This window comes from Neorhizobium sp. SOG26 (assembly GCF_003491345.1).
In the GTDB taxonomy this organism is placed as follows: Bacteria; Pseudomonadota; Alphaproteobacteria; order Rhizobiales; family Rhizobiaceae; genus Neorhizobium; species Neorhizobium turbinariae.
The window spans coordinates 735271-755666 of record NZ_CP025513.1; the positions used below are offsets into that span (position 1 = coordinate 735271).

A 20396-nucleotide genomic window follows, 5' to 3' on the forward strand; every position below is an offset into this window, starting at 1 on the left:
CGCTGCTTCGGTCTTTGACCTAACCTGACATTCCTGGAAGCGCCAGAGCTAGACGTTCTCCGTTGTGGCGGGTTGGATGTGCTGTGGTGCGTTCAACTGCAGGTCCGCCAGGCAGGTCTCTATCCTGTGCACCAATGCCTCGCGGGTCGGGCGAACCGACCACAGGATGTCGCTGAACAGCCTTTCGTTGATACCGCCAGCGATGTACTCGGACAGGCAGAAGGCAAAGCGACACGGTTTATGCCCCAGCACCTCCTGAACCTCTGCGATCGCGCAGAAAGCGTTTGCCGCTCGGCGGGACACGAAAACCACACCCAGTAGCGACCCACTGCGAAAAGCGTCGAGGGTCGTTTCGCGGACGTCCTCAACCTGGTCCGCCACATAAGCGGTGGCACGGCTCGCCTTGTACCCCCATGACCGAAGCTCGAGCGCGATATCGCATTTGACGTGTTTCCCGGAGACATGGACGATCTTGCCGTCGGTCGGTCTCCAGGTCGAGAAGATCAGGCGGAGCAGGCTGTCAGCGTCTCCCTCTCCGACGACCGCATCTCGATACCCGTGCTGTGCGAGGCAGGCTGCCGTCTGCGGACCCACCGCATAAAGCCGGACATTGTCACTGATCTGTCCCTGCCTGAGGAGGGCTTCAACACCATTCGCAGAGGTAAAGACAAGAGCGGCGGCATCCGCCGCCTCGTCTCTGTCAATGGGCAGGTCGCGCGTCACCAGCATAGGCTCTACCAGGCCACTGACGCCGATCCCCGCCAACGCTTCCACCGTGCCGCGCGCGTGCGGCGCGGATTGGGTCACCAGAAGCTTTGGTCGCTGAGCGTAGTGGTCGAAGTGCAACATCGACGTCAGGCGGCCTGGGACTTTGCCATTGGCTCGACGGAAAGGATCGTCAGCCGGTGGACCTGGCCGTCCCTGGCCGTCCAGTTGATGGACTGGCGCGGCGAAAGACCAAGAAGGGCCACGCCGATCGGCGTCATGACGCTGACCATTGAGCGGCCGATATCCGCTTCGCCCGGGTAGCAAAGGGTGACGGTTCGGGTCTGGCCGAGCTCGGTTTGGTAAGACACTGTCGAACCAATACCGACGACATTCGCCGGCAGCTTCTTGTCAACAACTATCTTTGCGCGTTCCAGTTCTGCAAGCAGTTCGTCTGCGACTTCGAGGTCACGCCCTGGAGCCGCCAGGGCAAGCGACGTCAAGCGAGCGTGTTCAGTTTCGCGAACGATGATCAGCGGCTTGCTCACCTTTTTCGATACGGAGTTCATGTTCATAGCCTCTCGCGCAGCCGCCAGCCGCGCACCGGATGTGTAGAAGATGGGTGATTGGGTCGCGCAAAAACTTAAGCGAGGTGCCTAAGAATCCCGGTCCTGACGCGCGACAGCAGTCAAGGAGCCGGGCTAGTGTCCTTCGATGGGACACTCACGGCGGAGGCGATAGCTATGGAGATCCGAAATCTTCATCATGGCAGCCTGATGATGTCACGCTTCCACGGGAAGTCAACCACCGCAGCGGAGGTCGATCTGTCGCACAGTTTTTTATTTCCCTCGTCCGCACGGTTGGGTTACTGCACGCTTCCAGTCAATGGATAGCACCAAGGAGTGAAATAATTGCAGGTCCATGAGAAGCTGGAACCGATCCTGACAGAAGTACTGCGTCGCAATGGTGGCGAGCAAGAATTCCACCAAGCCGTGCGCGAGGTTCTCGAGAGCCTTGGCCGGGTGATCGCCAAACATCCCCGATACGCAGACAATGCTCTGATCGAGCGTATTTGCGAACCCGAGCGCCAGATCATCTTCCGCGTGCCGTGGGTAGATGACACGGGGCAGGTGCAGATCAACCGCGGTTTCCGCGTTCAGTTCAATTCGGCCCTTGGCCCTTACAAGGGCGGCATCCGCTTCCATCCCTCGGTCAATGTCGGAATCATCAAGTTCCTCGGTTTCGAGCAGACCTTCAAGAATGCGTTGACCGGCATGCCGATCGGCGGCGGCAAGGGCGGCTCGGATTTCAATCCGCGCGGCCGCTCGCAGGGCGAGATCATGCGCTTCTGCCAGTCCTTCATGACCGAGCTACACCGCCATCTGGGTGAATATACCGACGTGCCGGCCGGGGATATCGGCGTTGGCGGTCGCGAGATCGGTTACATGTTCGGCCAGTACAAGCGCCTGACCAACCGGTATGAAGCCGGCGTTCTTACGGGCAAGGCCCTGTTCTACGGCGGGTCGCGCGCTCGCAAGGAAGCGACAGGCTATGGCGCGACTTATTTCGTGCAGCGCATGCTCGGCACAAAGGGGCAGTCCTTCGAGGGCAAGCGCGTCGTCGTTTCCGGCTCCGGTAACGTCGCCATCTACACGATGGAGAAGGTCATCGAGTTTGGCGGCAAGGTGGTGGCCTGCTCGGATTCCAACGGCTTCATCATCGACGACAGCGGGATCGACCTGGACCTGGTGAAGGAGATCAAGGAAGTCCGTCGCGCTCGCATCAGCGAATATGCAAACCTCAAGAAGGGTACCGCGCGCTATGTCGAGGGCGGCTCGATCTGGGACGTAACCTGCGATGTGGCAATGCCATCGGCCACGCAGAACGAACTGACCGGCAAGGACGCACGCACGCTGGTGAAAAACGGGGTCATCGCTGTAGGCGAGGGTGCCAACATGCCCTCAACGCCGGAGGCAGTTCGCATCTTCCAGGATGCGGGCGTCCTGTTTGCGCCCGGCAAGGCAGCCAACGCCGGTGGCGTGGCGACTTCGGCACTCGAAATGCAGCAGAACGCCTCGCGTGACAGCTGGACCTTCGAGCAGACGGAGAGCCGCCTCGCATACATCATGGAATCCATCCATGACCGCTGCGCGGAAACGGCGGAAGAATATGGCGCGCCGGGCGATTACGTTCTGGGCGCCAATATCGCCGGCTTCGTACGCGTTGCCGAAGCCATGGACGCGCTCGGCGTCATCTGATCCACAGAAGTTGTTACAAGACGAAGTGCCGCAGGCCTACCGCCTGCGGCACGGCGCCGCGCGGCTTGACTTCGGTGATCGGCCAACCGATCTTATGGCCATGTTGACGAACCGCGACATACTTCGGCTGAACGCCTTTCGGGTGTGCCCCATCGCAGGATCCTGACCCGGGTCCGGTGTTTCGTCGCCTATCGGACCCTGGGATACAGATCAGCTTTAGCGCTGATTCTCGCGACAACCTTCATCACTTAGGTTGATTTGGGCAGACTGCCCCAGAGGTACTGACATGATTTCCGGAAATTCTCATTGGCCCCCTTTGGTGGGAATAAGCGACCATGCACGCCTGAGCGCGCTGATGCACAGGGCGCCTGCCGATTCCAAGCTGCGGCGGCGACTGGCCGAAAAGCTTCGGCAATCCTGCCTGATGCTGGACGACCAGCTTCCACCGAATGCGATACGGCTTGGCTCCACCGTCACCTTCGAGGCCGAGGGTGAGCCGGCGAGAACCATTACGGTGGTGCATCCAAGCGAGATCGATGCAGAGGAGGCCCGGATCTCGATCCTGGCGCCGGTTGGCCTTGCGCTATTTGGCCTGCGTCCACGCCAGCACGGCGAATGGATCGCCCAGGACGGGCGCAAGAGGCAGGCGATCATCCTTGGTGTGGAAGGCCGCGCTTAGGCTCCAGCCACAAACCCGCAGAACCAGTTTCGAGAGACAGGTGGAAATGATGCAGATCGTGTCCAGAGGAGGTTGCCTTACCGCAGGCCCGTAGCCCTGTGCCGCCGACACGGCCGGCACAGGGAGTTCTTGTTTCGCCCACTTGAACGCCATCGGGAGACGATTATGCCTGCCGCCAATGCCCTTGCATTCCTCACCGCCGAGGATGCTGCCGTCCTGCAAATCCTGCTTCAGGATCCTGCCCTTACGGATACAGAAAAAGCGACCATCTTCCGCAAGCTCGATACCGCTCGCATCATCGACGGCGGGCGGGTGCCTGCAGATGTCGCGACCATCAACAGCCGGATCACCTACCAAGTGAACGACGGCGTGCCCGTGTCCGCCTTCCTCGTCAATATCAGAAAACCGTTCCGCTCGTTCCAGGGCGTCATTCCGCTTCGCGGGATCGGCCTGTCTCTGCTCGGCATGCGGGAGGGAAGCCGAGCACAAATCGTGCTGCCTGGAGATGCAGCAGCGGAGCTTGTGCTGAAGCGCGTGCTTTACCAGCCACAGCGCGTGGGGGCAGACGTGTTCGGTTGTGTGGCGCAAAAGACGAAAGCGCACCCGGCACCACGTCTCCGGCCACGGTTGGATCAGCGTACGGTGCAATCGGCTGCGGGAGGGGAGCAATGACCGGCGTCCATGGCGACCTCGCGGCCCGCTCCAGGCCGTGGATCGATGTGCAACTGCATTACGATCACTTCAGCGGAAGGGCGCTGATCTGCTTTCCCTCGGGCGAGCGGATCATGCCGTCCCGGTACCCCAGCCGTGAAGCGGCCGCAGATGCGGCACGTGAGCTTGTCGCTCTCACGAGTGCGGAGAACGGCGCGCAGATTGAGCAAGATCGCATCCGCATCTGGCTGCGCTAGCCGATCTGCCACCGAATTCAAGACCAAACCTGGATCGCACCTGACGATCCTGTCGATACCAGCACGCTGGAGGATTACGATGTCCCGTGAAGCTTTTTGCCAACTGACTGCAGGCGATCTCAACGTCCTGATGTCGATGCTCGACCAGGAGAATGATTTCTCCGAACGCTTTCTCGTTCTGCTTCGCGAGAAGCTGAACCATTCGAGTATCTTCTTCCGCGAGGATATTCCCGCGAACGTGGTGACGATCGACTCGCAGGTTTTCTATCAGGTCAACGGGGTGCAGGCTGGGCCGCATGTGCTTGTCCGCAACCCCGGCGATGACCTTCCCAACTTCGCGATCTCGGTGCAGTCGCTGCGCGGACTGGCCCTGCTCGGCCTCGCCGTCGGCGAGTCCACCGAAATCTGCACCGATGACGGCTACTGCGAGACAATCACGGTCGAGAAAGTGGTCTTCCAGCCGGAGGCTGAGGCGCGACGCAGGTCTGCGCGGGTTGAGCCGCGCGAACTGCTGGATCACGCCCCGCAGATCCTGAGCTTTCGACCGAAGCCGCGAAGGGTGTTCACGGGTTACGACGACGATCCCGGTCCCAGCGCGGCCTGATCTTTATTCAGACACTCCGGTGACCATGGCTGCAGCCATGGTCACGCCTGTATAATTCTCATCTCTGCTAGGCTCCGGGCACAACCGGCGTGGATGCTTGCGCCTTTTCGCGGTCCCGGCCTGTCAGGAATGACTTGTATTCCCAGCCGCCGTCGTGGCCGCGGTTGCGATAAAGCGTCTCGAGCCAGAACAGCCCGTCGTCGTCATGAGGCTGGACCGGATACCAGGCATACCACTCATGCCAGATCGTCTTTCTGCCTCCAGGTTGCATGCCGTGCCTCCTCCTTGCATCAACAATACGCCTGAACCATTGCTACCGTTCGTGAGGGTCACGAGCGGGTAGACTCTTCCTGCTCGTCCGATGGCGCACTCCGCAGAGCCGTGGCATCCTTGTTCTTCTTGCGCTCGTTCTTGCGCGGCAACGGCGTGTCGAGCCCCATGTACGCGGGATCCACTTCGTGCATTAAACATGCCGGCGAAGAATACTCGTTCTGCTCGTCTTTGCTCATCTGGACGCTCTCCTAGAAAGCCTTTCCTATCTTCGAGATGATTTTGGTCATCCGAACTCAGGTCGGCCATTGCCATCATTCTATTTTACGGAATAATAAGCAAGAATTTTCCAGAAGTGAGATCGATGGATCTGTCCTCAGTTGAAATCTTCGTTGCGGTGGCCGACAGCCAGAGCGTGACGCGTTCCGCGCAGCGGCTTGAGCGTGCGCCCTCGAACGTGACGACGCGCATCCAGCAGCTTGAGCAGAAGCTGGGCGTCAACCTTTTCAGCCGCAATTCGAAGAAGATGACGCTGACGGAAGAGGGCAGGGCCTTCCTGCCCTATGCCAAGAAGTTGATCGCGCTGGAGCAGGAGGCGAGAAATGCCGTCAAGGCGCTCGACGTCCCGCCCGTCCTCAACGTCGGCACGATGGAAAGCACGGCCGCAAGTCGCCTGCCGCCCGTGCTGGCCGCCTTCAGCAGCGAGTGCGGCACGCCTCTGCAACTGACGCTCGGTGCGACGCGCGAGCTGATCCGCGCCGTGGAGTCCGAAGCACTCCACTGTGCGTTGATCGCGGCGCCGCATGACGAGCCCGAGTGGTTTGCGCAGGCCGTTGGACGGCTCGATCACCTGCATTCGGTCCGCGTGTTCCAGGAAGACCTGCTGCTCGTTTTTCCCTCGACACACCGCTCTGTCGAACAGCCCGCTGACATCGCCGTGCCGTCGCTGGCCGCGCTGGAGCCCGGTTGCACCTATCGACAGGTTGCGGAACGCTGGATCGGCTCATCGGCGCGTTGCCCGACGCTGGAGCTGTCTTCCTATCATTCCATTCTCGCGCATGTCGTTGCCGGCAATGCGGTAGGCGTCATGCCGCTTTCGGTGTTGAACATGCTCCCCTGGAACAGCGAGGTTCGCACCCGCTCGATCGGGGTCATCGACACCCTGCTGATCTCCCGCGCAGGCGATCGGCCCCCAACGCTCGGGCAGTTCGAGCAGATCCTTCTTGCATCATCGGCTGCAACGGCTGACAAGATGCTGCAATCCCAGTTCGTCCAATAAACTCCCAAGAGCGTTCATGCCTCCTTCCTTGCCTGATGAGCCATCTCATCGTTCAGAGCCGTCACGCTGGTTCAACCCGATCCTGGCCGGGGCGACGCTCCCCGATCGACTGCTCGCCTGTGCGGCGGCGCTGGTTGCGATCATCCTGACGGGGCTGATTTGCGGCCTCATGTTTGGCGAAGGCTCGCACCTGCCCCTCATCGTTGCCCCGATGGGTGCCTCGGCTGTTCTTCTCTTTGCAGTGCCTTCCAGTCCGCTGGCGCAGCCTTGGCCGATCATCGGCGGCAATACGATCTCCGCGCTTATCGGCGTTGCTGCCGCGAGCGCCATCAGCGACCCGATCATCGCAACCGGTGTTGGCGTTTCGCTCGCCATCGCGGCGATGTCGTTTACCCGTTGCCTCCATCCACCCGGAGGTGCCGCGGCCTTAACGGCGGTGCTCGGCGGTCCGGCTGTTGCGAGTTGGGGGATGCTGTTTCCCTTCGTACCGGTTGCGCTGAACTCCTGCCTGCTGGTCGCCATTGGCCTGGCGTTCCACAAGCTCTCCAAACACAATTACCCGCATGTCGCGACGCCGCCCGTGAACACCCACCTGACCGCCGATCGCCCGGCGGCCGAGCGCGCGGGCTTCCAGGAGCAGGATGTGGATGCGGCACTTGCGGCCTTGAAAGACAGCTTCGACATCGATCGCGACAGCCTCCTTCGGCTCTTGCGCCAGGTGGAGCTTGAAGCCGTTGCCCGCTCTAACAGCGAGATCAAGTGCGCCGACATCATGTCGCGCGACGTCGTTTCCGTCGATATCGATGCAAGCGTTGAACAAGCGCGATGGCTGCTCCTGCATCACAATGTCAGGACGCTGCCGGTGAGGGACCACGACCGGAAGCTTGTAGGGACCGTCGGCCTGCGCGAACTGGCCGTGGCCGCCGGCTCCGTCGAGCCGCTGATTGCGCGGCCGATTTCAGCCCGGCCTGACGATCCGGCGCTGGCACTTCTTCCGGTGCTGACGGATGGGCGGGCGCATGCCGTCATCATCACGGACGCGCAGCGCAACATTCTGGGGCTGATTTCACAGACGGATCTGCTGAGCGCAGTTGCCCGGTCACTGCCCAAGGCGGTGCAGCCTCAGACCGTTGCAGCGTAGGCGTCAGCGCGCTCCAACGTAGGCGAGGAGACAGGCCGCCGCGCAGAGAACGGGAAGCACCGAGCGCGTCGGATTTCCTAAGAGTGCGATCGGCACCGCTGCCGCGAGGATAAGGCTGAAGGCTGTAAGCTCGGTGTCCGCCAGCGCCAGTCCCAGCGCGCCGAGAAACACGGCGGTGGCAATCGTTGGCATCAACGGCGAAGCTTCAACTCGCGCGGGCGCTGCCGTGTAAAGCAGCATGAACTGCCTGAAACTTAAGCCCGCGGCGCAGGCCAGGAGGAAACAGTTGAGGAAGACCTGCATTTTGCGCCTCGCCGACTGATTGTTTTCAGTTCACGTTGCAATCTTCGTGCCAGTGCGGCAGGGGGCGGATTCTCGCGATCCTCTTGATCAACGGGCTCTAACCTGATCAAGACGAAGTTGTCGCCATAACCGGGGCGGGATCACGCAGGAAATCGGCAGTCTATGGCTCGTGAATTCGAAAGAACTGGCAGCGAAACATCCGGGTCGGTGGCATCGGATGCATTCCTTCGTCTGCACCAGGTCTCCCGCTCCTTTGGCAAGACAGCGGCGGTCAAGTCGGTGTCGCTGGCGGTGCGCGCCGGCAAAGTGCTGTCGCTCGTCGGTCCTTCCGGTTGCGGCAAGTCCACGCTCCTGCGCATGATTGCCGGCGTCGAGCATGCCGATCAGGGGCGGATCGTTATTGATGGTGTCGAAGTGGACGGCGCCAGGTTCGTACAGCCGGAAGAGCGCAGCGTCGGCTTCGTGTTCCAGGACTACGCGCTGTTTCCACATCTGACGGTGCGGGAGAATGTGCTTTTCGGTTTGAAGCGCTTCGACCGCTCGTCGGCCCGCGCGAAGGCGGACGCGGTGATCGACCGCATCGGCATCATGCACCTGGCGGGGCGTTATCCAGCAAGCTTGTCGGGTGGCGAGCAGCAGCGTGTCGCCCTGGCGCGTGCGCTGGCGCCGGACCCAAAGATCGTCCTGATGGACGAGCCCTTCTCAAATCTCGATCAGGGGCTTCGTGCGCAGGTGCGGGGTGAGACGCTGGCTCTTTTGAAGGGGTTGGAGACCACGGTCGTTCTTGTGACCCATGATCCGCAGGAGGCGCTTTCGGCCGCCGACCAGGTTGTTCTGATGAAGCGGGGTGAGGTTATTCAGGCTGGCAGTCCTTATGATGTCTACGATCGGCCAGTCAGTGCATATGCGGCCGAGTTCTTTGCGCCCTCCAACAAGGTGCAAGGCGTCCTGCGTGGCAATCGTGTTGACACGCCGCTCGGAGCGTTTCCTGTCCTTGAGCGTACGTTCGAGACGTCTTCTCCCATCGTCTACATCCGCCCGCACATGATCACGCTGTCGCCGGACGGTGGCGAGATTGTAGGCAAGGTGGAGCGCCGTGTCTTTTCTGGCGACACCGAGGAAGTGGTGCTGCGGATCGAGGGATTGCAGGAACCGCTTCGTGCGGTGGCGTCGAAGCGCCTGCCGCTCAACACGGATACGGTTGGGATACACATCGAGCGCGACAAGGTGCTGATGTTCGACCCGGCCTGAGGGCGCGGCGCGTCACCGTTCACGTTATCGTGAACCGCAGTCAGTATTAGAAATTAAACTTGACTGTCAGCATCCACAAATGCTGGAAGCGTTCCCGTGTTTCTCACGTCTCGGGGGGAGTTCCAGATGACATCACGCACGATCCTTCAGGCCGCTCTTATGGCAACGGCCGCCATGTTGCCGTCCTATGCCGTGTCGGCAGAGCTGAACCTCTACACGACCCGCGAACCCGCTCTGATCGCTCCCTTGATCGAAGCCTTCACCAAGTCGAGTGGCACCAAGATCAACACCATCTTCCTGAAGGACGGCCTCGCTGAGCGGGTCGCCTCGGAAGGTGAAAGCTCTCCGGCCGATATCCTCATGGCCGTCGATGCGGGCAACCTTGTCGATCTTGCCGAGAAGGGTGTGACGCAGCCGGTTGATTCAGAGGTGCTGAAGACAGCCGTTCCTGAACAACTGCGGGATGTCAACGGGCACTGGTTTGCGCTTTCGATGCGCGCTCGTGTTCTTTACGCGGCCAAGGATCTCGATCTGGTCAGCTTCAATTACGAGGATCTGGCGGATCCCAAGTGGAAGGGCAAGGTCTGCATTCGTTCTGGCCAGCACCCTTACAACACTGCGCTTTTTGCGGACTACATCGCCCACCATGGCGTTGAAGAAGCGGAAAAGTGGTTGGCCGGCGTCAAGGCCAACCTTGCCCGCAAGGCCGCCGGGGGTGATCGCGACGCTGCCAAGGACATCCTTGGTGGGATCTGCGACATCGGCATCGCGAACTCCTATTACGTCGGCCTGATGAAGTCGGGTGCCGGCGGTCCGGAACAGGAGAAGTGGGCAGAAGCCATCAAGGTCATCCTGCCGACCTTCAAGGACGGTGGAACCCAGGTCAACATCAGCGGTGCTGCGGTTGCCAAGCATGCACCGAACAAGGCCGAAGCAATCAAATTCCTGGAGTATCTGGTCTCGGACGAAGCACAGCAGATCTATGCCAAGGCGAACTTCGAATACCCGGTAAAGGCTGGCGCCCAGATCGATCCGATCATCGCGTCCTTCGGCGAACTCAAGATCGACAACAAGTCGCTCGCCGAGATCGTCAGCCATCGCAAGGAAGCCAGCGCCCTTGTCGACAAAGTCGGCTTCGACAACTGAGGCGGAGGAGGGCGCCGTTCGTGGCGCCCGCCTCTTTCGCGTGATCGGCGTCTGAATGCTGCATCCGTTCCAGTCAACCTCTGCTTCCAAGTCCGGCGGCGCAGTCATTCCAACAGCTTTGTTGGTAATTGCGCTTCTCGTCATTTTGCCGTTCGGCGGCCTGGTTCGCGAGGCACTGCGCGGCTCACCCGGGCTTTGGGAGCATCTCGCTTCCACTGTTCTACCCACCGCTTTGCTCGACACGGCGATCCTGCTTGCCGGCGTCGGGGTGATTACGACCCTGATAGGCACATCCGCCGCCTGGCTCGTCAGTGCCTACCAGTTTCCGGGACGAAATGTTCTCCAGTGGGCGCTGCTGCTGCCGCTCGCCGTTCCGACCTACATTATTGCCTATGCCTATCTCGACATCCTGCATCCGGTGGGTCCGGTTCAGGAGGCCGTTCGCTGGCTGCTGGGTTATGAGAGCCCCCGCCAGTTCCGCCTGCCGGATATCCGCTCTATGCCAGGATGTATCCTGCTCCTGGGTTTCGTCCTTTACCCCTATGTCTATATTCCAACGCGGGCGATGTTCCTGACCCAGTCGGGTAACCTCGTCGATGCTGCGCGCACGCTTGGCGTCTCCAGGCGGGCGATCTTCTGGCGGGTGGCGCTTCCGCTTGCGCGGCCCGCGATTGCCGTGGGGGTCAGCCTCGCGCTGATGGAAACCCTGAATGATGTCGGTGCCGCGGAATTCCTGGGTGTCCGGACGCTGACGGTCACCATCTATACGACCTGGATTACCCGTACGGACCTGCCCGGCGCCGCGCAGATCGCTCTCGCGCTTCTCACCATTGTGGTGTTGCTGGTCATGCTGGAGCGCTGGGCGCGGCAGAAACAGAGTTTTGTCACAGACGCACGCCGTAACCGTCCCTTGCCTTTGCAACAGACCTCCATGCTTCACGGTCTCGCCCTGCTCCTGGCCGGGACAATCCCGGTTGTCATTGGTTTTGCAGCGCCGGCGCTCTACCTCGTGAAGGAGGCCTGGCAGCGATACCAGTTCGCAGGCATATCTCCCCGGCTGTTTGATGAAGCCATTGCGACGCTTGGCATTGCTGCTGCCGCGACCGGCGCGACCATCCTGCTCGGACTTGCAGCCGCTCATGCGATCCGGTTCAACAAGGGGCGCCCCGTCTCCGGGTTGTTCCGGATCCTGATGCTGGGTTACGCCGCTCCCGGCACGGTAATCGCCATCGCGGTCCTGATCGTGCTGGCTGGCGCGGATCGTGCAATCGACGCTGCCTTGCGCCAGTGGCTGGGTGTCTCTGTTGGCCTCGTCTTCCTGGGCTCGGGCGTGGCTGTCGTCTACGCGCTGACGGTGCGGTTCCTCGCCATCTCCGCCGGCAGCATCGAAGCGGGCTTTGCGCGCATCCCCGGCTCCTTCGACCAGGTTGCCAGAACGCTTGGCCATACGCCTTCCGACACGTTTCGCAAGATCCACATCCCGCTGTCGAAGACGATGATCTCGGCCGCCGCCATTCTGGTCTTCGTGGACTGCGTCAAGGAACTCCCTGCAACGCTTCTTCTGCGCCCGCTGAACGTCGAGACATTCGCCACGCACCTTTACGGCGAAGCAGCCCGAGGAACCTATGAAGAAGGATCAATCGTCGCGCTGGCGATCGTGGCAATCGGCATCATCCCGGTCATCCTGCTGTCGCGTGTGGGCGCGAAACATTAGGCGGGAAGCGCTCCTTGAGTGTCTCTTCAAGCACGTCCCAGACTTGGGCGTCCAGCATCTGTGAAACGTTGAATCGCATGAACCCGGTTGCGGATTGTGACAGGCTGAAAACGTTGCCGGGTGCTAGGATCACCTTCCGCTTCAACGCGCTTCGAGCGATATCCGCGGCATCCACGCCCTCCGGCAGCTGGCACCACAAAAACATGCCGGCCTGCGGCTCCAGCCATGGCGTGACACCGAGGTTCTTGAGCTTTGAAGATGCCTCGCGCATCGCCTTCGACAGTCTCACGCGCGTCGCTTCAAGATGTTTTCGGTAGCCGCCGTCGCTCATGACGTTGAACACAAGTTCTGCCGCCAACCGGCCGCCGCCGAAGGAGGTTGCAATCTTCAGGTCCGTCAGACCTTCAATCCAATCCGGTTTGGCGATGATGAAGCCGCAGCGGGCCGAAGCAGACAGCGTCTTCGAAAAGCTGCCGATGTGGATGACGCGGTCTAGACCGTCGAAGGCTGCGAGTCGCGGCGCGGGTATGTGTTCGAAGTCGGCGAAGATATCGTCCTCAACGATGGTCAAGTCGAACTGGTCCGCCAGCTTCAGGACCTTATGCGCAATGACAGGCGACAAGACGGCTCCCGTCGGATTGTGGATCCCGGAATTGGTGATGTAGAGGCGCGGCCGGTGCTCCCGCAGAATATGGGCGAAGGCCTCAACATCTGGTCCAGCCGGTGTGTAAGGCACCCCGACGATCTTCGCCCGGTGCGCCCGAAGAAGCGCATGGAAGTTGAAGTAGCAGGGGTCATCGACCATCACCGTGTCACCGGGCTCCAGCAGGAAACGACACAGGAGGTCGATTGACTGGGTACCGGATTCGGTGAGCATGATCTGGTCAGGCGAGGCTTCGATGCCCTTCTCGGCCATCCGCCGGGATAGAAGCTGGCGCAGCGGCGGCAGCCCAAGTGGCGAACCGTAGTCACCGAGCGTGCCTTCCCCGGCACGTGCAAGTTTCCGGAGCGCGCGACGGAGCGCATCATTGGGCAGCCAGGACTGGGGAAGCCAGCCGCAACCTGGCTTCAGATCATCCTCACCCGCTTCGAGCGACTGCCGCGACACCCAGAACGGGTCCACTGCGCGGTCTGTCCTCGGCCCGGCCTCAGCTACCGTGAAAGGGAGCGCCTGGTTGGCAACGTAGAAGCCGGATCCTGGCCGGGAAAAGATCACGCCTTCTGCGGCGAGCCGGTCATAGGCCTCGACCACGGTGGCGGGAGAGAGCTTCAATGATGACGCTAGGCTTCGGACAGATGGGAGCTTCGCACCCGGCCCCAAGGCGCGGCCGGCTATACGCTGGCGGATCGTGTCCATCACCAGCGCTATCCGCGTCTGCCTTACGCCATGCTCAACCATCTGTATCAGTCTCTCGCCCATAACAGTTTTGCTCAACTGTATCAGACTGTAACTAGCGCCGCCACGGCTCCTCGTCGATGAATATCACCTTTAGCATTGGAGCAGATGATGGATCGGACAACAGCTGGCTGGATCAACGGCTTTATCGGGATGGTGATATTCAGCGGCTCGCTGCCGGCGACACGGGTAGCGGTGATGCAGTTCGATCCGGTGTTCCTCACCGTCGTGCGAGCCGCCATTGCGGGGATGCTTGCGCTCGCGCTTCTCCTTCTGCTCAAGCAGAAGCGGCCGCCTGCTGGAGATGTGATGTCGCTGGTCATCGTCGGAGCCGGCGTGGTGGTGGGTTTTCCGTTGCTAACCGCGCTGGCGCTGCAACACGTGACTTCAGCACACTCCATCGTCTTCATCGGCTTGCTGCCGCTCGCAACGGCGTTCTTCGGTGTCATCCGCGGCGGTGAGCGGCCAAGGCCAGCCTTCTGGTTGTTCTCTGGCCTGGGCTCCCTGCTGGTTGCCGGCTTTGCCCTGTCGCAAGGGTCGGATCTGTCGCCGGTGGGAGATCTCCTGATGCTTGCCGCCGTCCTCGTCTGTGGCCTCGGATATGCGGAAGGTGCCAAGCTTTCGCGTCAGCTTGGTGGATGGCAGGTCATCTGCTGGGCACTCGTCTTGTCACTGCCGCTGATGGCGGTCGCCGCCGTGATCACTATGCCGCCCACATTCGCCGGAATAGGCGCGCCCGCATTGATCAGCCTTGGATATGTCTCGCTCTTCAGCATGCTGATCGGCTTTGTGTTCTGGTACCGCGGGCTGTCGGAAGGCGGTATTGCTGCCGTGGGTCAGTTGCAGCTTCTGCAGCCGTTCTTCGGACTGGCGCTCGCAGCGACGCTGCTGCGCGAGCCGGTCTCTCTCGGCATGGTTTTTGTCACCCTCGCCGTTATCCTGTGTGTGTTCGGCGCCAAACGGTTTGCTCGCTGAGGCGACCGGGACGGTAACTTTCGGGTCGCTTACGCGTTCTGGAAAACCGTGACCATCAGGAGGCTGGGATGCCGGTTCGAGTGTTGTTGTGTAAGAGACCCAGTTGTGCCCATGCCTGGGCCAAACAGTGAAGATCGCCACTTATAACGTCAACGGAGTGAATGGTCGCCTCGAAGTCCTGCTGCGGTGGCTCGAGCAGGCCTCCCCGGACATCGTCTGCCTGCAGGAGTTGAAGGCACCGGACGAGAAGTTTCCCGCCAAAGCACTCGAGGCTGCCGGCTACGGGGCGATCTGGCACGGCCAGAAAAGCTGGAACGGCGTCGCGATCCTCGCGAAGGAAAAGGAGCCTCTGCTGACCCGCAAGGGTCTGCCCGGCGGTTTCGATGACGTGCAAAGTCGTTACATTGAGGCGGCGATCAACGGCATGGTCATCGGCTGCCTCTATCTTCCGAATGGTAACCCGTTTCCCGGTCCGAAGTTCGACTACAAGCTTACGTGGTTCGAGCGCCTTCATTCCTATGCTGCAGAGCTTCTCGCGCTGGAAGTCCCCGTGATCCTCGCCGGCGACTACAACGTGATGCCCACGGATCTCGACGTGTACAAGCCGGAGCGCTGGAAGAACGATGCCCTGTTTCGCATCGAGGTGCGCGACGCTTTCCGCCGCCTCGTGGAGCAGGGTTGGACGGATGCGCTGAGAAAGCTTCATCCTGACGAGCGCGTCTATACGTTCTGGGACTATTTCCGGAATGCCTTCGCACGGGACGCCGGGCTGAGGATCGACCATTTCCTGCTTAGCGCAGACATTGCCGCGCGATTGTCGGCCGCAGGCGTTGATCGGGAGGTTCGCGGCTGGGACCATACCAGCGACCATGCCCCCACCTGGATCGAAATCTCCGACAAAGCCACCAAACGCAGGAAGGTGCGGTAGCCACACACACGGAACAAGTCAGGGCTCTTCGTGTTGACCACCCTCAACAACGAGGAGACATCAATGGTAACGATGGTAGGAAACGAATCCGACATCAAGGGTCTGGTGAAGGACCTGATCTATCTCGAGCACGATGCAATCGCCGCTTACGACTCCTGCATCGAGCGGCTGAACGATAGCAGCCTCTCTGCGCAAATCGCGACGTTCAAGCAGGATCATCTCCAGCACCTCGTGGTGCTCAACGACATGGCGCGTGAGCTCGGAATAGAAGCGCCGACAGAAGGCGACATGAAGCAGATGCTGACCACCGGCAAGATCGCCCTCGCCGACCTGCTCGGCGACGCTGCAATCCTCAAGGCCATGAAGACCAATGAGGACGACACGGTCACCGCCTATGAACGTGCGGCGCGCCATCCCAATGCCATCCCGGCATCCAAGGCATTTTTCGAAAAGGCCCACCAGGACGAAGAGCGTCACCGCGCCTGGATGGAAACCACCGCCATGGCCCTTTGAGCCGCGATCAGATGGAGACGCCTGCGGCGTCTTCATCTCCTTGCACGGAGCGCGCATTTTGGGGAACGTCATCGGCGGTCGCTAGTTCTTCTTCCCGAAAACAAGGAGATCGGACCATGAAAGTGCTGTTTGCTGCGGCGCTGGCGTCGGCCGCAATGTTATCCGGCAACGCATATGCGGCCGAAGAAGACTTCCTGAAGTCCATCGAAGGCAACTGGACGGGCGGAGGCAAGGTTCTTCGAAAGCTCGGCGGCGAGAATGTCAGCGTGACCTGCAACATGAAGTCGGACGCACAAGCGTCGAGTTTCTCGATGGACGGTTCTTGCCGTGCGCTTGTGGTCGTGACGCGCGGCTTCAATGCCAAGGTCAAGACGTCCGGCAACTCCTATTCCGGCACCTATGTCGGTGTATCAGGCAAGCCTTCCACTCTCTCGGGCAGCCGGAAGGGTAACACGATCAATCTCAACGTCACCTGGGCGAACGAGATGTATGGCGACCGGAAGGCAACCATGACCATCCAGAAGGTCGGAAACGATGGCCTGCGCATCCGCACGATCGATCGTGATCCGTCGTCCGGCAAGTCCATCGTTACGACGCATCTCGACTTGCGGCGAAGCTGATCGCTCTGGCGGAGCAGAACTAGAGGCCAAGGTCGAACTGCTGTTCCGTCACCGTTGCGTTCCGCCGTTCAAGCGAGGAGAGGGTGACCCCAAGCAGCCGCACACCTTTGTCGCTTGGAAACTCGCCTGCGAGGATCGTGTTGCAGATCTCGCGGATCATTTCGACCGACTTGATCGGCGTAGCGGTTGATCGGCTGCGCGTCACCTGCCGGAAGTCCGCATACTTGATCTTCACCGTCACAGTTCGCGGCCGTATGTCGTTTGCCTCGCAATAGCGCCAGGCTTTGTTGATCAGCGGTACGACCTCGGTTTCCGCCGCTTCCAGTCTGTGGATGTCCTGCGAGAACGTGTCCTCAGCACCCACGGACTTCCGAACCCGATCTGGCCGCACCTGCCGCTCATCGATCCCCCGCGACAGTCCGTAGAAGTAGGGACCGGATTTGCCGAAGTGCTGGACCAGGAAGTCGAGCGACTTTGACTTCAGGTCGGCGCCGGTCTTGATGCCAAGCCGGTGCATCTTTTCGGCTGTCGCTGGGCCGACGCCGTGAAACTTCTTGATCGGAAGGGCCTCCATGAAGGCCGGCCCATTCTTTGGCGTGATCACCGCCTGGCCGTTCGGTTTGTTGAGGTCGCTCGCCATCTTCGCCAGGAATTTGCAGTAGGAGATCCCGGCAGAGGCGTTGAGGCCGGTGGCCTGCTTGATCTTTGCCCTGATTTCCTGCGCGATCTCCGTGGCGACCTGCATGCCCTTCAGGTTTTCCGTCACGTCGAGATAGGCCTCATCGAGCGATAAGGGTTCTATCAACGGCGTATATTCCAAAAAGATCTCCCGGATCTGCAGCGACACCGCCTTGTAGACGTCAAACCGCGGCCGCACGAAGATAAGGTCCGGGCACTTCCGCATTGCCGTAACGGAGGCCATGGCCGAATGGATGCCGAACTTGCGGGCCTCGTAACTTGCTGCGGCCACGACGCCACGGGCCTGCCCATGTCCGACGGCGACCGGCTTGCCTCGGAGCTCAGGATTATCGCGCTGCTCGACGGAGGCGTAAAAGGCATCCATGTCTACATGGATGATCTTCCGGATCGGCCGCGCGTCGTTCTGGTCAGGCACCGCGCCCATTAAACCTGCCTGTCCTCTTCATCCGCGTTGCAAAGGTCTTGCTGTTCAATCGCTACCTAATGGAACAGATACGGAACATCAATGACTATTAACCGCGACCGGAAAATGTCGCCGCCCACCGATTGCAACCGGGGGTAACCTCATCCATCTTCGCACACGACCATGTCGCTCCGGAGCTTGCTGCATGCCACAGCCACGTCCGCCACGTCTTGCGGTGCTCATCGATGCGGAGAACGCATCGGCCCGGATCGTCGATGGGCTGTTCGACGAGATTGCCAAGATCGGCGAGGCGAGTGTCAGGCGCATCTATGGCGACTTTACCAGCAGCCGCTCCAGACCATGGATCGACGTGTTGGCGCGGCATGCGATTATCCCTCAGCAACAGTTTGCCTATACGACGGGCAAGAATGCCTCGGACATCACGCTCGTGATCGACGCGATGGATCTGTTGCATAGCGGGCGGTTCGACGGCTTTTGCCTCGTCTCCTCCGATAGCGATTTCACCCGCCTTGCTTCCCGTATCCGCGAACAAGGCGTGGATGTGTTCGGTTTTGGCGAACAGAAGACACTGGAGAGCTTCCGCCAGGCCTGCCGGCGCTTCATCTACACAGAAAACCTCATACCGCCTCAAACGGTAGAGGGGGCAGATGCTGCCCCACCCGCACCGCCACTTCAGCCACTGAGTGCCGCCACGCGCATCATCAGGAAAGTGATCGCCCAGATGGAAACGGAAGATGGATGGGTGTCTTTGGGCCCTGTTGGAAGTCAACTGGGGAACATGGCGTCAGACTTCGACCCGCGAACCTTCGGGTTCAAGAAACTGAGCGACCTAGTCAAGAAGACGAATGCCTTCGACGTCGATCATGTAGAGGGGCGACCTCTGCGCATCAGGTTGAAACAGCATCCAAAGCCGGTGCAGGTCAAGGCCGCTAACGGATCAGCGTGATCAGCTTCTTCCGCCAGAAGCGCGTTTGGGGCTGCTGGCGGGAGTATCTGCCTGATTGTCAGGCTTCTGTACCTCGTGATCTCCGCCGCTCATCGAGAGCGCCGCAAACGGGACACGGATCTCGCACTCTACCCCTCCCGGCTTGAAGTGCCAGGCGACATCGCCGCCGACGCTCTTGGCGAATGCCATCTTGATCATCCGTGAGCCAAATCCCTTGCGGGCCGGTTCCGCTACAGGCGGGCCATTTCGCTCGACCCACCGGAACACCAGTTGCTCTGGATCGGTTGCACCGTCATGGCGCCAAGTGATTTCCACTTCGCCCGCGCTGTTGCTGAGCGCCCCGTATTTCGTGGCGTTGGTGCAGAGCTCATGAATGGACAGCGCAAACGGCAAGATCAGTTGCGACGGCAGCCGCACGTCTGGTCCCTGGACCTTGAAACGCTCGCTACCATTGCGGAACGGCGAGGTCGCCAAGTTGTCGATCAGGTCGTGCACTCTGACGCTGGTCCAGTTCGTTTGTGTGAGCAGGGATTGCACGCGCGCGAGCGCCGTCAGGCGTTGCTCGAAATCACTGTAGCGGGATTTTTCGACATGCCGTCTCAGCGTGTTGGAGGCGATGGCACTGACGACAGCGAAGGAGTTCTTCATCCGATGCGCCAGTTCCTGCAGCAGAAGATGGCGTTGCTCGCGACTGCGCTCCCTTTCGATCGCAAGCGAGGCAATCTTGACGAGCAGTGTGACGATCTCGATGTCTCGTGGCTCGGGTGAGCGAGGCTCGCGGTGATAAACCGCAAAAGTCCCCAAAACCGTATTCATGCGTGACATGATCGGGGTGGACCAGCAGGCTCGGAGTTGGTGCTGCCGCGCCAAGGCGCGAAAGTCTGCCCATTCGGGAGCCGTCTCGACATCGGCAACATAAACTGGCTGTGCGCGAAATGCGGCCGATCCACATGACCCGGCCGATGGTCCGATCTCCAATCCGTCGATCGCCTTGTTGTAGCTGTCGGGCAGACTGGGTGCGGCACAATGGCGGAGACGCTTGCCATCGTCATCGAGCAGAAGAACGGATGCGAGGACGGTATTGTCTGAATACACCTCGATTGTCCGCGCAACGCTGGAAAGCGTCTCGGCCAGCGGCTTGTCTTCTGCGATCAACGTCAGCGTGTCGTTTTCGGCACTGATCAGCCGCATCTGTCGCTCGGTCTGCTTCTGGCGCTCCTGCGAACGCCGCAGCAGGCGCCGATATTCATCCGAAATCCAGATGATGAGGCCGGAGATCAGTGCATATTGAAGCAGGCCGGTGACGGAAAACTGCTCGGGCACATGCTCCACGAACACGAACCACGCCAAAACAACCCCGAGCACCGCGCCGACGAGGCCTGCCATGCTGCCTGCGACGATCGCCGTGATCATCGTCGCAACGAGAAATGCGGGGAACGGCGGTGCAGCAGGATCAAGCATTCCAATCGCTGCGCGAAAGCCCAGTGCCGCTGCCGAACAGATCACTGCAAAGGCAAACGCTTTCCCCGTCCGCGGTTCGATGGTGACAGTGGGCAGTCGTTCGAATACCCGGATCCCCGCCTGGGGCATTTGCGCCTCCCTTCCGTCAACCACGCTGATTATGCATGAGTCTGGAG

Annotated in this window: 23 protein-coding genes; 15 read left to right on the forward strand and 8 right to left on the reverse strand. The window is 60.7% G+C overall.

Going from position 1 to position 20396, the window contains the following annotated elements; genetic code table 11:
* Positions 1 to 48: 48 nt before the first annotated feature.
* Together CYG48_RS20065 and rnk are read right to left on the reverse strand one after the other, a co-directional pair.
* Positions 49 to 807 (reverse strand): uroporphyrinogen-III synthase, encoded by a 759-nt coding sequence (locus tag CYG48_RS20065; RefSeq protein ID WP_199925313.1) that lies wholly within the window; start codon positions 805 to 807, stop codon positions 49 to 51.
* Between the two features lie 47 nt (positions 808 to 854).
* Positions 855 to 1280, reverse strand: a complete 426-nt coding sequence (rnk, locus tag CYG48_RS20070; protein ID WP_445304354.1) for a nucleoside diphosphate kinase regulator — start codon at positions 1278 to 1280, stop codon at positions 855 to 857.
* A 336-nt stretch (positions 1281 to 1616) separates the two neighbouring features.
* On the opposite strand from rnk, the gene gdhA reads away from it, so the two are divergent.
* From gdhA to CYG48_RS20095, 5 genes are all read left to right on the forward strand, one after another.
* Entirely contained in the window at positions 1617 to 2963 is a 1347-nt protein-coding gene (gene gdhA, locus CYG48_RS20075; protein WP_118852323.1) for an NADP-specific glutamate dehydrogenase, read from the forward strand.
* 355 nt (positions 2964 to 3318) lie between these two features.
* Positions 3319 to 3642 (forward strand): GreA/GreB family elongation factor, encoded by a 324-nt coding sequence (locus CYG48_RS20080; protein WP_199925314.1) that lies wholly within the window; start codon positions 3319 to 3321, stop codon positions 3640 to 3642.
* Between the two features lie 165 nt (positions 3643 to 3807).
* Complete coding sequence (locus CYG48_RS20085; RefSeq protein ID WP_118852327.1) at positions 3808 to 4314, forward strand: hypothetical protein; 507 nt, start codon at positions 3808 to 3810, stop codon at positions 4312 to 4314.
* Complete coding sequence (locus tag CYG48_RS20090; RefSeq protein ID WP_118852329.1) at positions 4311 to 4550, forward strand: hypothetical protein; 240 nt, start codon at positions 4311 to 4313, stop codon at positions 4548 to 4550. Before CYG48_RS20085 ends, CYG48_RS20090 begins: the two co-directional genes overlap by 4 nt.
* A gap of 79 nt (positions 4551 to 4629) precedes the next feature.
* Entirely contained in the window at positions 4630 to 5154 is a 525-nt protein-coding gene (locus CYG48_RS20095; RefSeq protein ID WP_118852331.1) for a transcription elongation factor GreAB, read from the forward strand.
* A gap of 67 nt (positions 5155 to 5221) precedes the next feature.
* Here CYG48_RS20095 and CYG48_RS20100 read toward each other — a convergent pair whose 3' ends face one another.
* Both CYG48_RS20100 and CYG48_RS20105 read right to left on the reverse strand, forming a co-directional pair.
* A complete protein-coding gene (locus CYG48_RS20100; protein WP_118852333.1) occupies positions 5222 to 5425 on the reverse strand; it encodes a hypothetical protein in 204 nt (67 codons plus the stop codon).
* Between the two features lie 58 nt (positions 5426 to 5483).
* Complete coding sequence (locus CYG48_RS20105) at positions 5484 to 5663, reverse strand: hypothetical protein (protein WP_118852335.1); 180 nt, start codon at positions 5661 to 5663, stop codon at positions 5484 to 5486.
* Positions 5664 to 5788: 125 nt separating this feature from the next.
* Between CYG48_RS20105 and CYG48_RS20110 the strand changes: the two genes are divergently transcribed.
* The gene (locus CYG48_RS20110) at positions 5789 to 6703 is read left to right on the forward strand and encodes a LysR family transcriptional regulator (protein ID WP_118852337.1); all 915 of its coding nucleotides are present in this window, start codon (positions 5789 to 5791) and stop codon (positions 6701 to 6703) included.
* 16 nt (positions 6704 to 6719) lie between these two features.
* Positions 6720 to 7844, forward strand: coding sequence for an HPP family protein (locus CYG48_RS20115; RefSeq protein ID WP_118852339.1), 1125 nt, complete (start codon positions 6720 to 6722; stop codon positions 7842 to 7844).
* A gap of 3 nt (positions 7845 to 7847) precedes the next feature.
* Here CYG48_RS20115 and CYG48_RS20120 read toward each other — a convergent pair whose 3' ends face one another.
* Complete coding sequence (locus tag CYG48_RS20120) at positions 7848 to 8147, reverse strand: hypothetical protein (protein ID WP_118852341.1); 300 nt, start codon at positions 8145 to 8147, stop codon at positions 7848 to 7850.
* A 162-nt stretch (positions 8148 to 8309) separates the two neighbouring features.
* On the opposite strand from CYG48_RS20120, the gene CYG48_RS20125 reads away from it, so the two are divergent.
* The 3 genes from CYG48_RS20125 (at position 8310) to CYG48_RS20135 (ending at position 12258) form a co-directional block, all read left to right on the forward strand.
* Positions 8310 to 9398, forward strand: coding sequence for an ABC transporter ATP-binding protein (locus CYG48_RS20125; protein WP_118852343.1), 1089 nt, complete (start codon positions 8310 to 8312; stop codon positions 9396 to 9398).
* Positions 9399 to 9557: 159 nt separating this feature from the next.
* Complete coding sequence (locus CYG48_RS20130) at positions 9558 to 10544, forward strand: extracellular solute-binding protein (RefSeq protein WP_118852345.1); 987 nt, start codon at positions 9558 to 9560, stop codon at positions 10542 to 10544.
* Between the two features lie 55 nt (positions 10545 to 10599).
* Positions 10600 to 12258, forward strand: coding sequence for an ABC transporter permease (locus CYG48_RS20135; protein ID WP_118852348.1), 1659 nt, complete (start codon positions 10600 to 10602; stop codon positions 12256 to 12258).
* Here CYG48_RS20135 and CYG48_RS20140 read toward each other — a convergent pair.
* On the reverse strand, positions 12224 to 13678 hold the full coding sequence (locus CYG48_RS20140) for an aminotransferase-like domain-containing protein (protein WP_199925316.1): 1455 nt from the start codon (positions 13676 to 13678) through the stop codon (positions 12224 to 12226). The genes CYG48_RS20135 and CYG48_RS20140 overlap by 35 nt on opposite strands.
* 87 nt (positions 13679 to 13765) lie before the next feature.
* Between CYG48_RS20140 and CYG48_RS20145 the strand changes: the two genes are divergently transcribed.
* The 4 genes from CYG48_RS20145 to CYG48_RS20160 all read left to right on the forward strand — a co-directional run bounded on the left by CYG48_RS20145 (position 13766) and on the right by CYG48_RS20160 (position 16690).
* On the forward strand, positions 13766 to 14629 hold the full coding sequence (locus CYG48_RS20145; protein ID WP_118852350.1) for a DMT family transporter: 864 nt from the start codon (positions 13766 to 13768) through the stop codon (positions 14627 to 14629).
* 127 nt (positions 14630 to 14756) lie between these two features.
* Positions 14757 to 15557 carry an exodeoxyribonuclease III gene (gene xth / locus CYG48_RS20150; RefSeq protein ID WP_118852352.1) on the forward strand — a complete coding sequence of 267 codons (801 nt, stop codon included), beginning with the start codon at positions 14757 to 14759 and terminating at the stop codon, positions 15555 to 15557.
* A 63-nt stretch (positions 15558 to 15620) separates the two neighbouring features.
* Positions 15621 to 16070 carry a DUF2383 domain-containing protein gene (locus tag CYG48_RS20155; RefSeq protein WP_118852354.1) on the forward strand — a complete coding sequence of 150 codons (450 nt, stop codon included), beginning with the start codon at positions 15621 to 15623 and terminating at the stop codon, positions 16068 to 16070.
* A 116-nt stretch (positions 16071 to 16186) separates the two neighbouring features.
* Complete coding sequence (locus tag CYG48_RS20160; protein WP_118852356.1) at positions 16187 to 16690, forward strand: hypothetical protein; 504 nt, start codon at positions 16187 to 16189, stop codon at positions 16688 to 16690.
* A gap of 19 nt (positions 16691 to 16709) precedes the next feature.
* Here the strand turns inward: CYG48_RS20160 and dinB are convergent, their stop codons facing one another.
* On the reverse strand, positions 16710 to 17813 hold the full coding sequence (dinB, locus tag CYG48_RS20165; RefSeq protein WP_118852358.1) for a DNA polymerase IV: 1104 nt from the start codon (positions 17811 to 17813) through the stop codon (positions 16710 to 16712).
* A gap of 184 nt (positions 17814 to 17997) precedes the next feature.
* On the opposite strand from dinB, the gene CYG48_RS20170 reads away from it, so the two are divergent.
* The gene (locus CYG48_RS20170; RefSeq protein WP_118852359.1) at positions 17998 to 18759 is read left to right on the forward strand and encodes an NYN domain-containing protein; all 762 of its coding nucleotides are present in this window, start codon (positions 17998 to 18000) and stop codon (positions 18757 to 18759) included.
* Here the strand turns inward: CYG48_RS20170 and CYG48_RS20175 are convergent, their stop codons facing one another.
* A complete protein-coding gene (locus CYG48_RS20175; protein ID WP_118852361.1) occupies positions 18760 to 20349 on the reverse strand; it encodes a sensor histidine kinase in 1590 nt (529 codons plus the stop codon).
* Positions 20350 to 20396 lie beyond the last annotated feature (47 nt).

Excerpts from the sequence above, each read along its gene's own strand:
- rnk (WP_445304354.1), bottom strand. The coding sequence starts at position 1,280 with ATGAACATGAACTCCGTATCGAAAAAGGTGAGCAAGCCGCTGATCATC.
- CYG48_RS20080 (WP_199925314.1), top strand. The coding sequence starts at position 3,319 with ATGCACAGGGCGCCTGCCGATTCCAAGCTGCGGCGGCGACTGGCCGAA.
- CYG48_RS20085 (WP_118852327.1), top strand. The coding sequence starts at position 3,808 with ATGCCTGCCGCCAATGCCCTTGCATTCCTCACCGCCGAGGATGCTGCC.
- CYG48_RS20090 (WP_118852329.1), top strand. The coding sequence starts at position 4,311 with ATGACCGGCGTCCATGGCGACCTCGCGGCCCGCTCCAGGCCGTGGATC.
- CYG48_RS20095 (WP_118852331.1), top strand. The coding sequence starts at position 4,630 with ATGTCCCGTGAAGCTTTTTGCCAACTGACTGCAGGCGATCTCAACGTC.
- CYG48_RS20100 (WP_118852333.1), bottom strand. The coding sequence starts at position 5,425 with ATGCAACCTGGAGGCAGAAAGACGATCTGGCATGAGTGGTATGCCTGG.
- CYG48_RS20105 (WP_118852335.1), bottom strand. The coding sequence starts at position 5,663 with ATGAGCAAAGACGAGCAGAACGAGTATTCTTCGCCGGCATGTTTAATG.
- CYG48_RS20110 (WP_118852337.1), top strand. The coding sequence starts at position 5,789 with ATGGATCTGTCCTCAGTTGAAATCTTCGTTGCGGTGGCCGACAGCCAG.
- CYG48_RS20115 (WP_118852339.1), top strand. The coding sequence starts at position 6,720 with ATGCCTCCTTCCTTGCCTGATGAGCCATCTCATCGTTCAGAGCCGTCA.
- CYG48_RS20120 (WP_118852341.1), bottom strand. The coding sequence starts at position 8,147 with ATGCAGGTCTTCCTCAACTGTTTCCTCCTGGCCTGCGCCGCGGGCTTA.
- CYG48_RS20125 (WP_118852343.1), top strand. The coding sequence starts at position 8,310 with ATGGCTCGTGAATTCGAAAGAACTGGCAGCGAAACATCCGGGTCGGTG.
- CYG48_RS20130 (WP_118852345.1), top strand. The coding sequence starts at position 9,558 with ATGGCAACGGCCGCCATGTTGCCGTCCTATGCCGTGTCGGCAGAGCTG.
- CYG48_RS20135 (WP_118852348.1), top strand. The coding sequence starts at position 10,600 with ATGCTGCATCCGTTCCAGTCAACCTCTGCTTCCAAGTCCGGCGGCGCA.
- CYG48_RS20140 (WP_199925316.1), bottom strand. The coding sequence starts at position 13,678 with ATGGGCGAGAGACTGATACAGATGGTTGAGCATGGCGTAAGGCAGACG.
- CYG48_RS20145 (WP_118852350.1), top strand. The coding sequence starts at position 13,766 with ATGGATCGGACAACAGCTGGCTGGATCAACGGCTTTATCGGGATGGTG.
- CYG48_RS20155 (WP_118852354.1), top strand. The coding sequence starts at position 15,621 with ATGGTAACGATGGTAGGAAACGAATCCGACATCAAGGGTCTGGTGAAG.
- CYG48_RS20160 (WP_118852356.1), top strand. The coding sequence starts at position 16,187 with ATGAAAGTGCTGTTTGCTGCGGCGCTGGCGTCGGCCGCAATGTTATCC.
- dinB (WP_118852358.1), bottom strand. The coding sequence starts at position 17,813 with ATGGGCGCGGTGCCTGACCAGAACGACGCGCGGCCGATCCGGAAGATC.
- CYG48_RS20170 (WP_118852359.1), top strand. The coding sequence starts at position 17,998 with ATGCCACAGCCACGTCCGCCACGTCTTGCGGTGCTCATCGATGCGGAG.
- CYG48_RS20175 (WP_118852361.1), bottom strand. The coding sequence starts at position 20,349 with ATGCCCCAGGCGGGGATCCGGGTATTCGAACGACTGCCCACTGTCACC.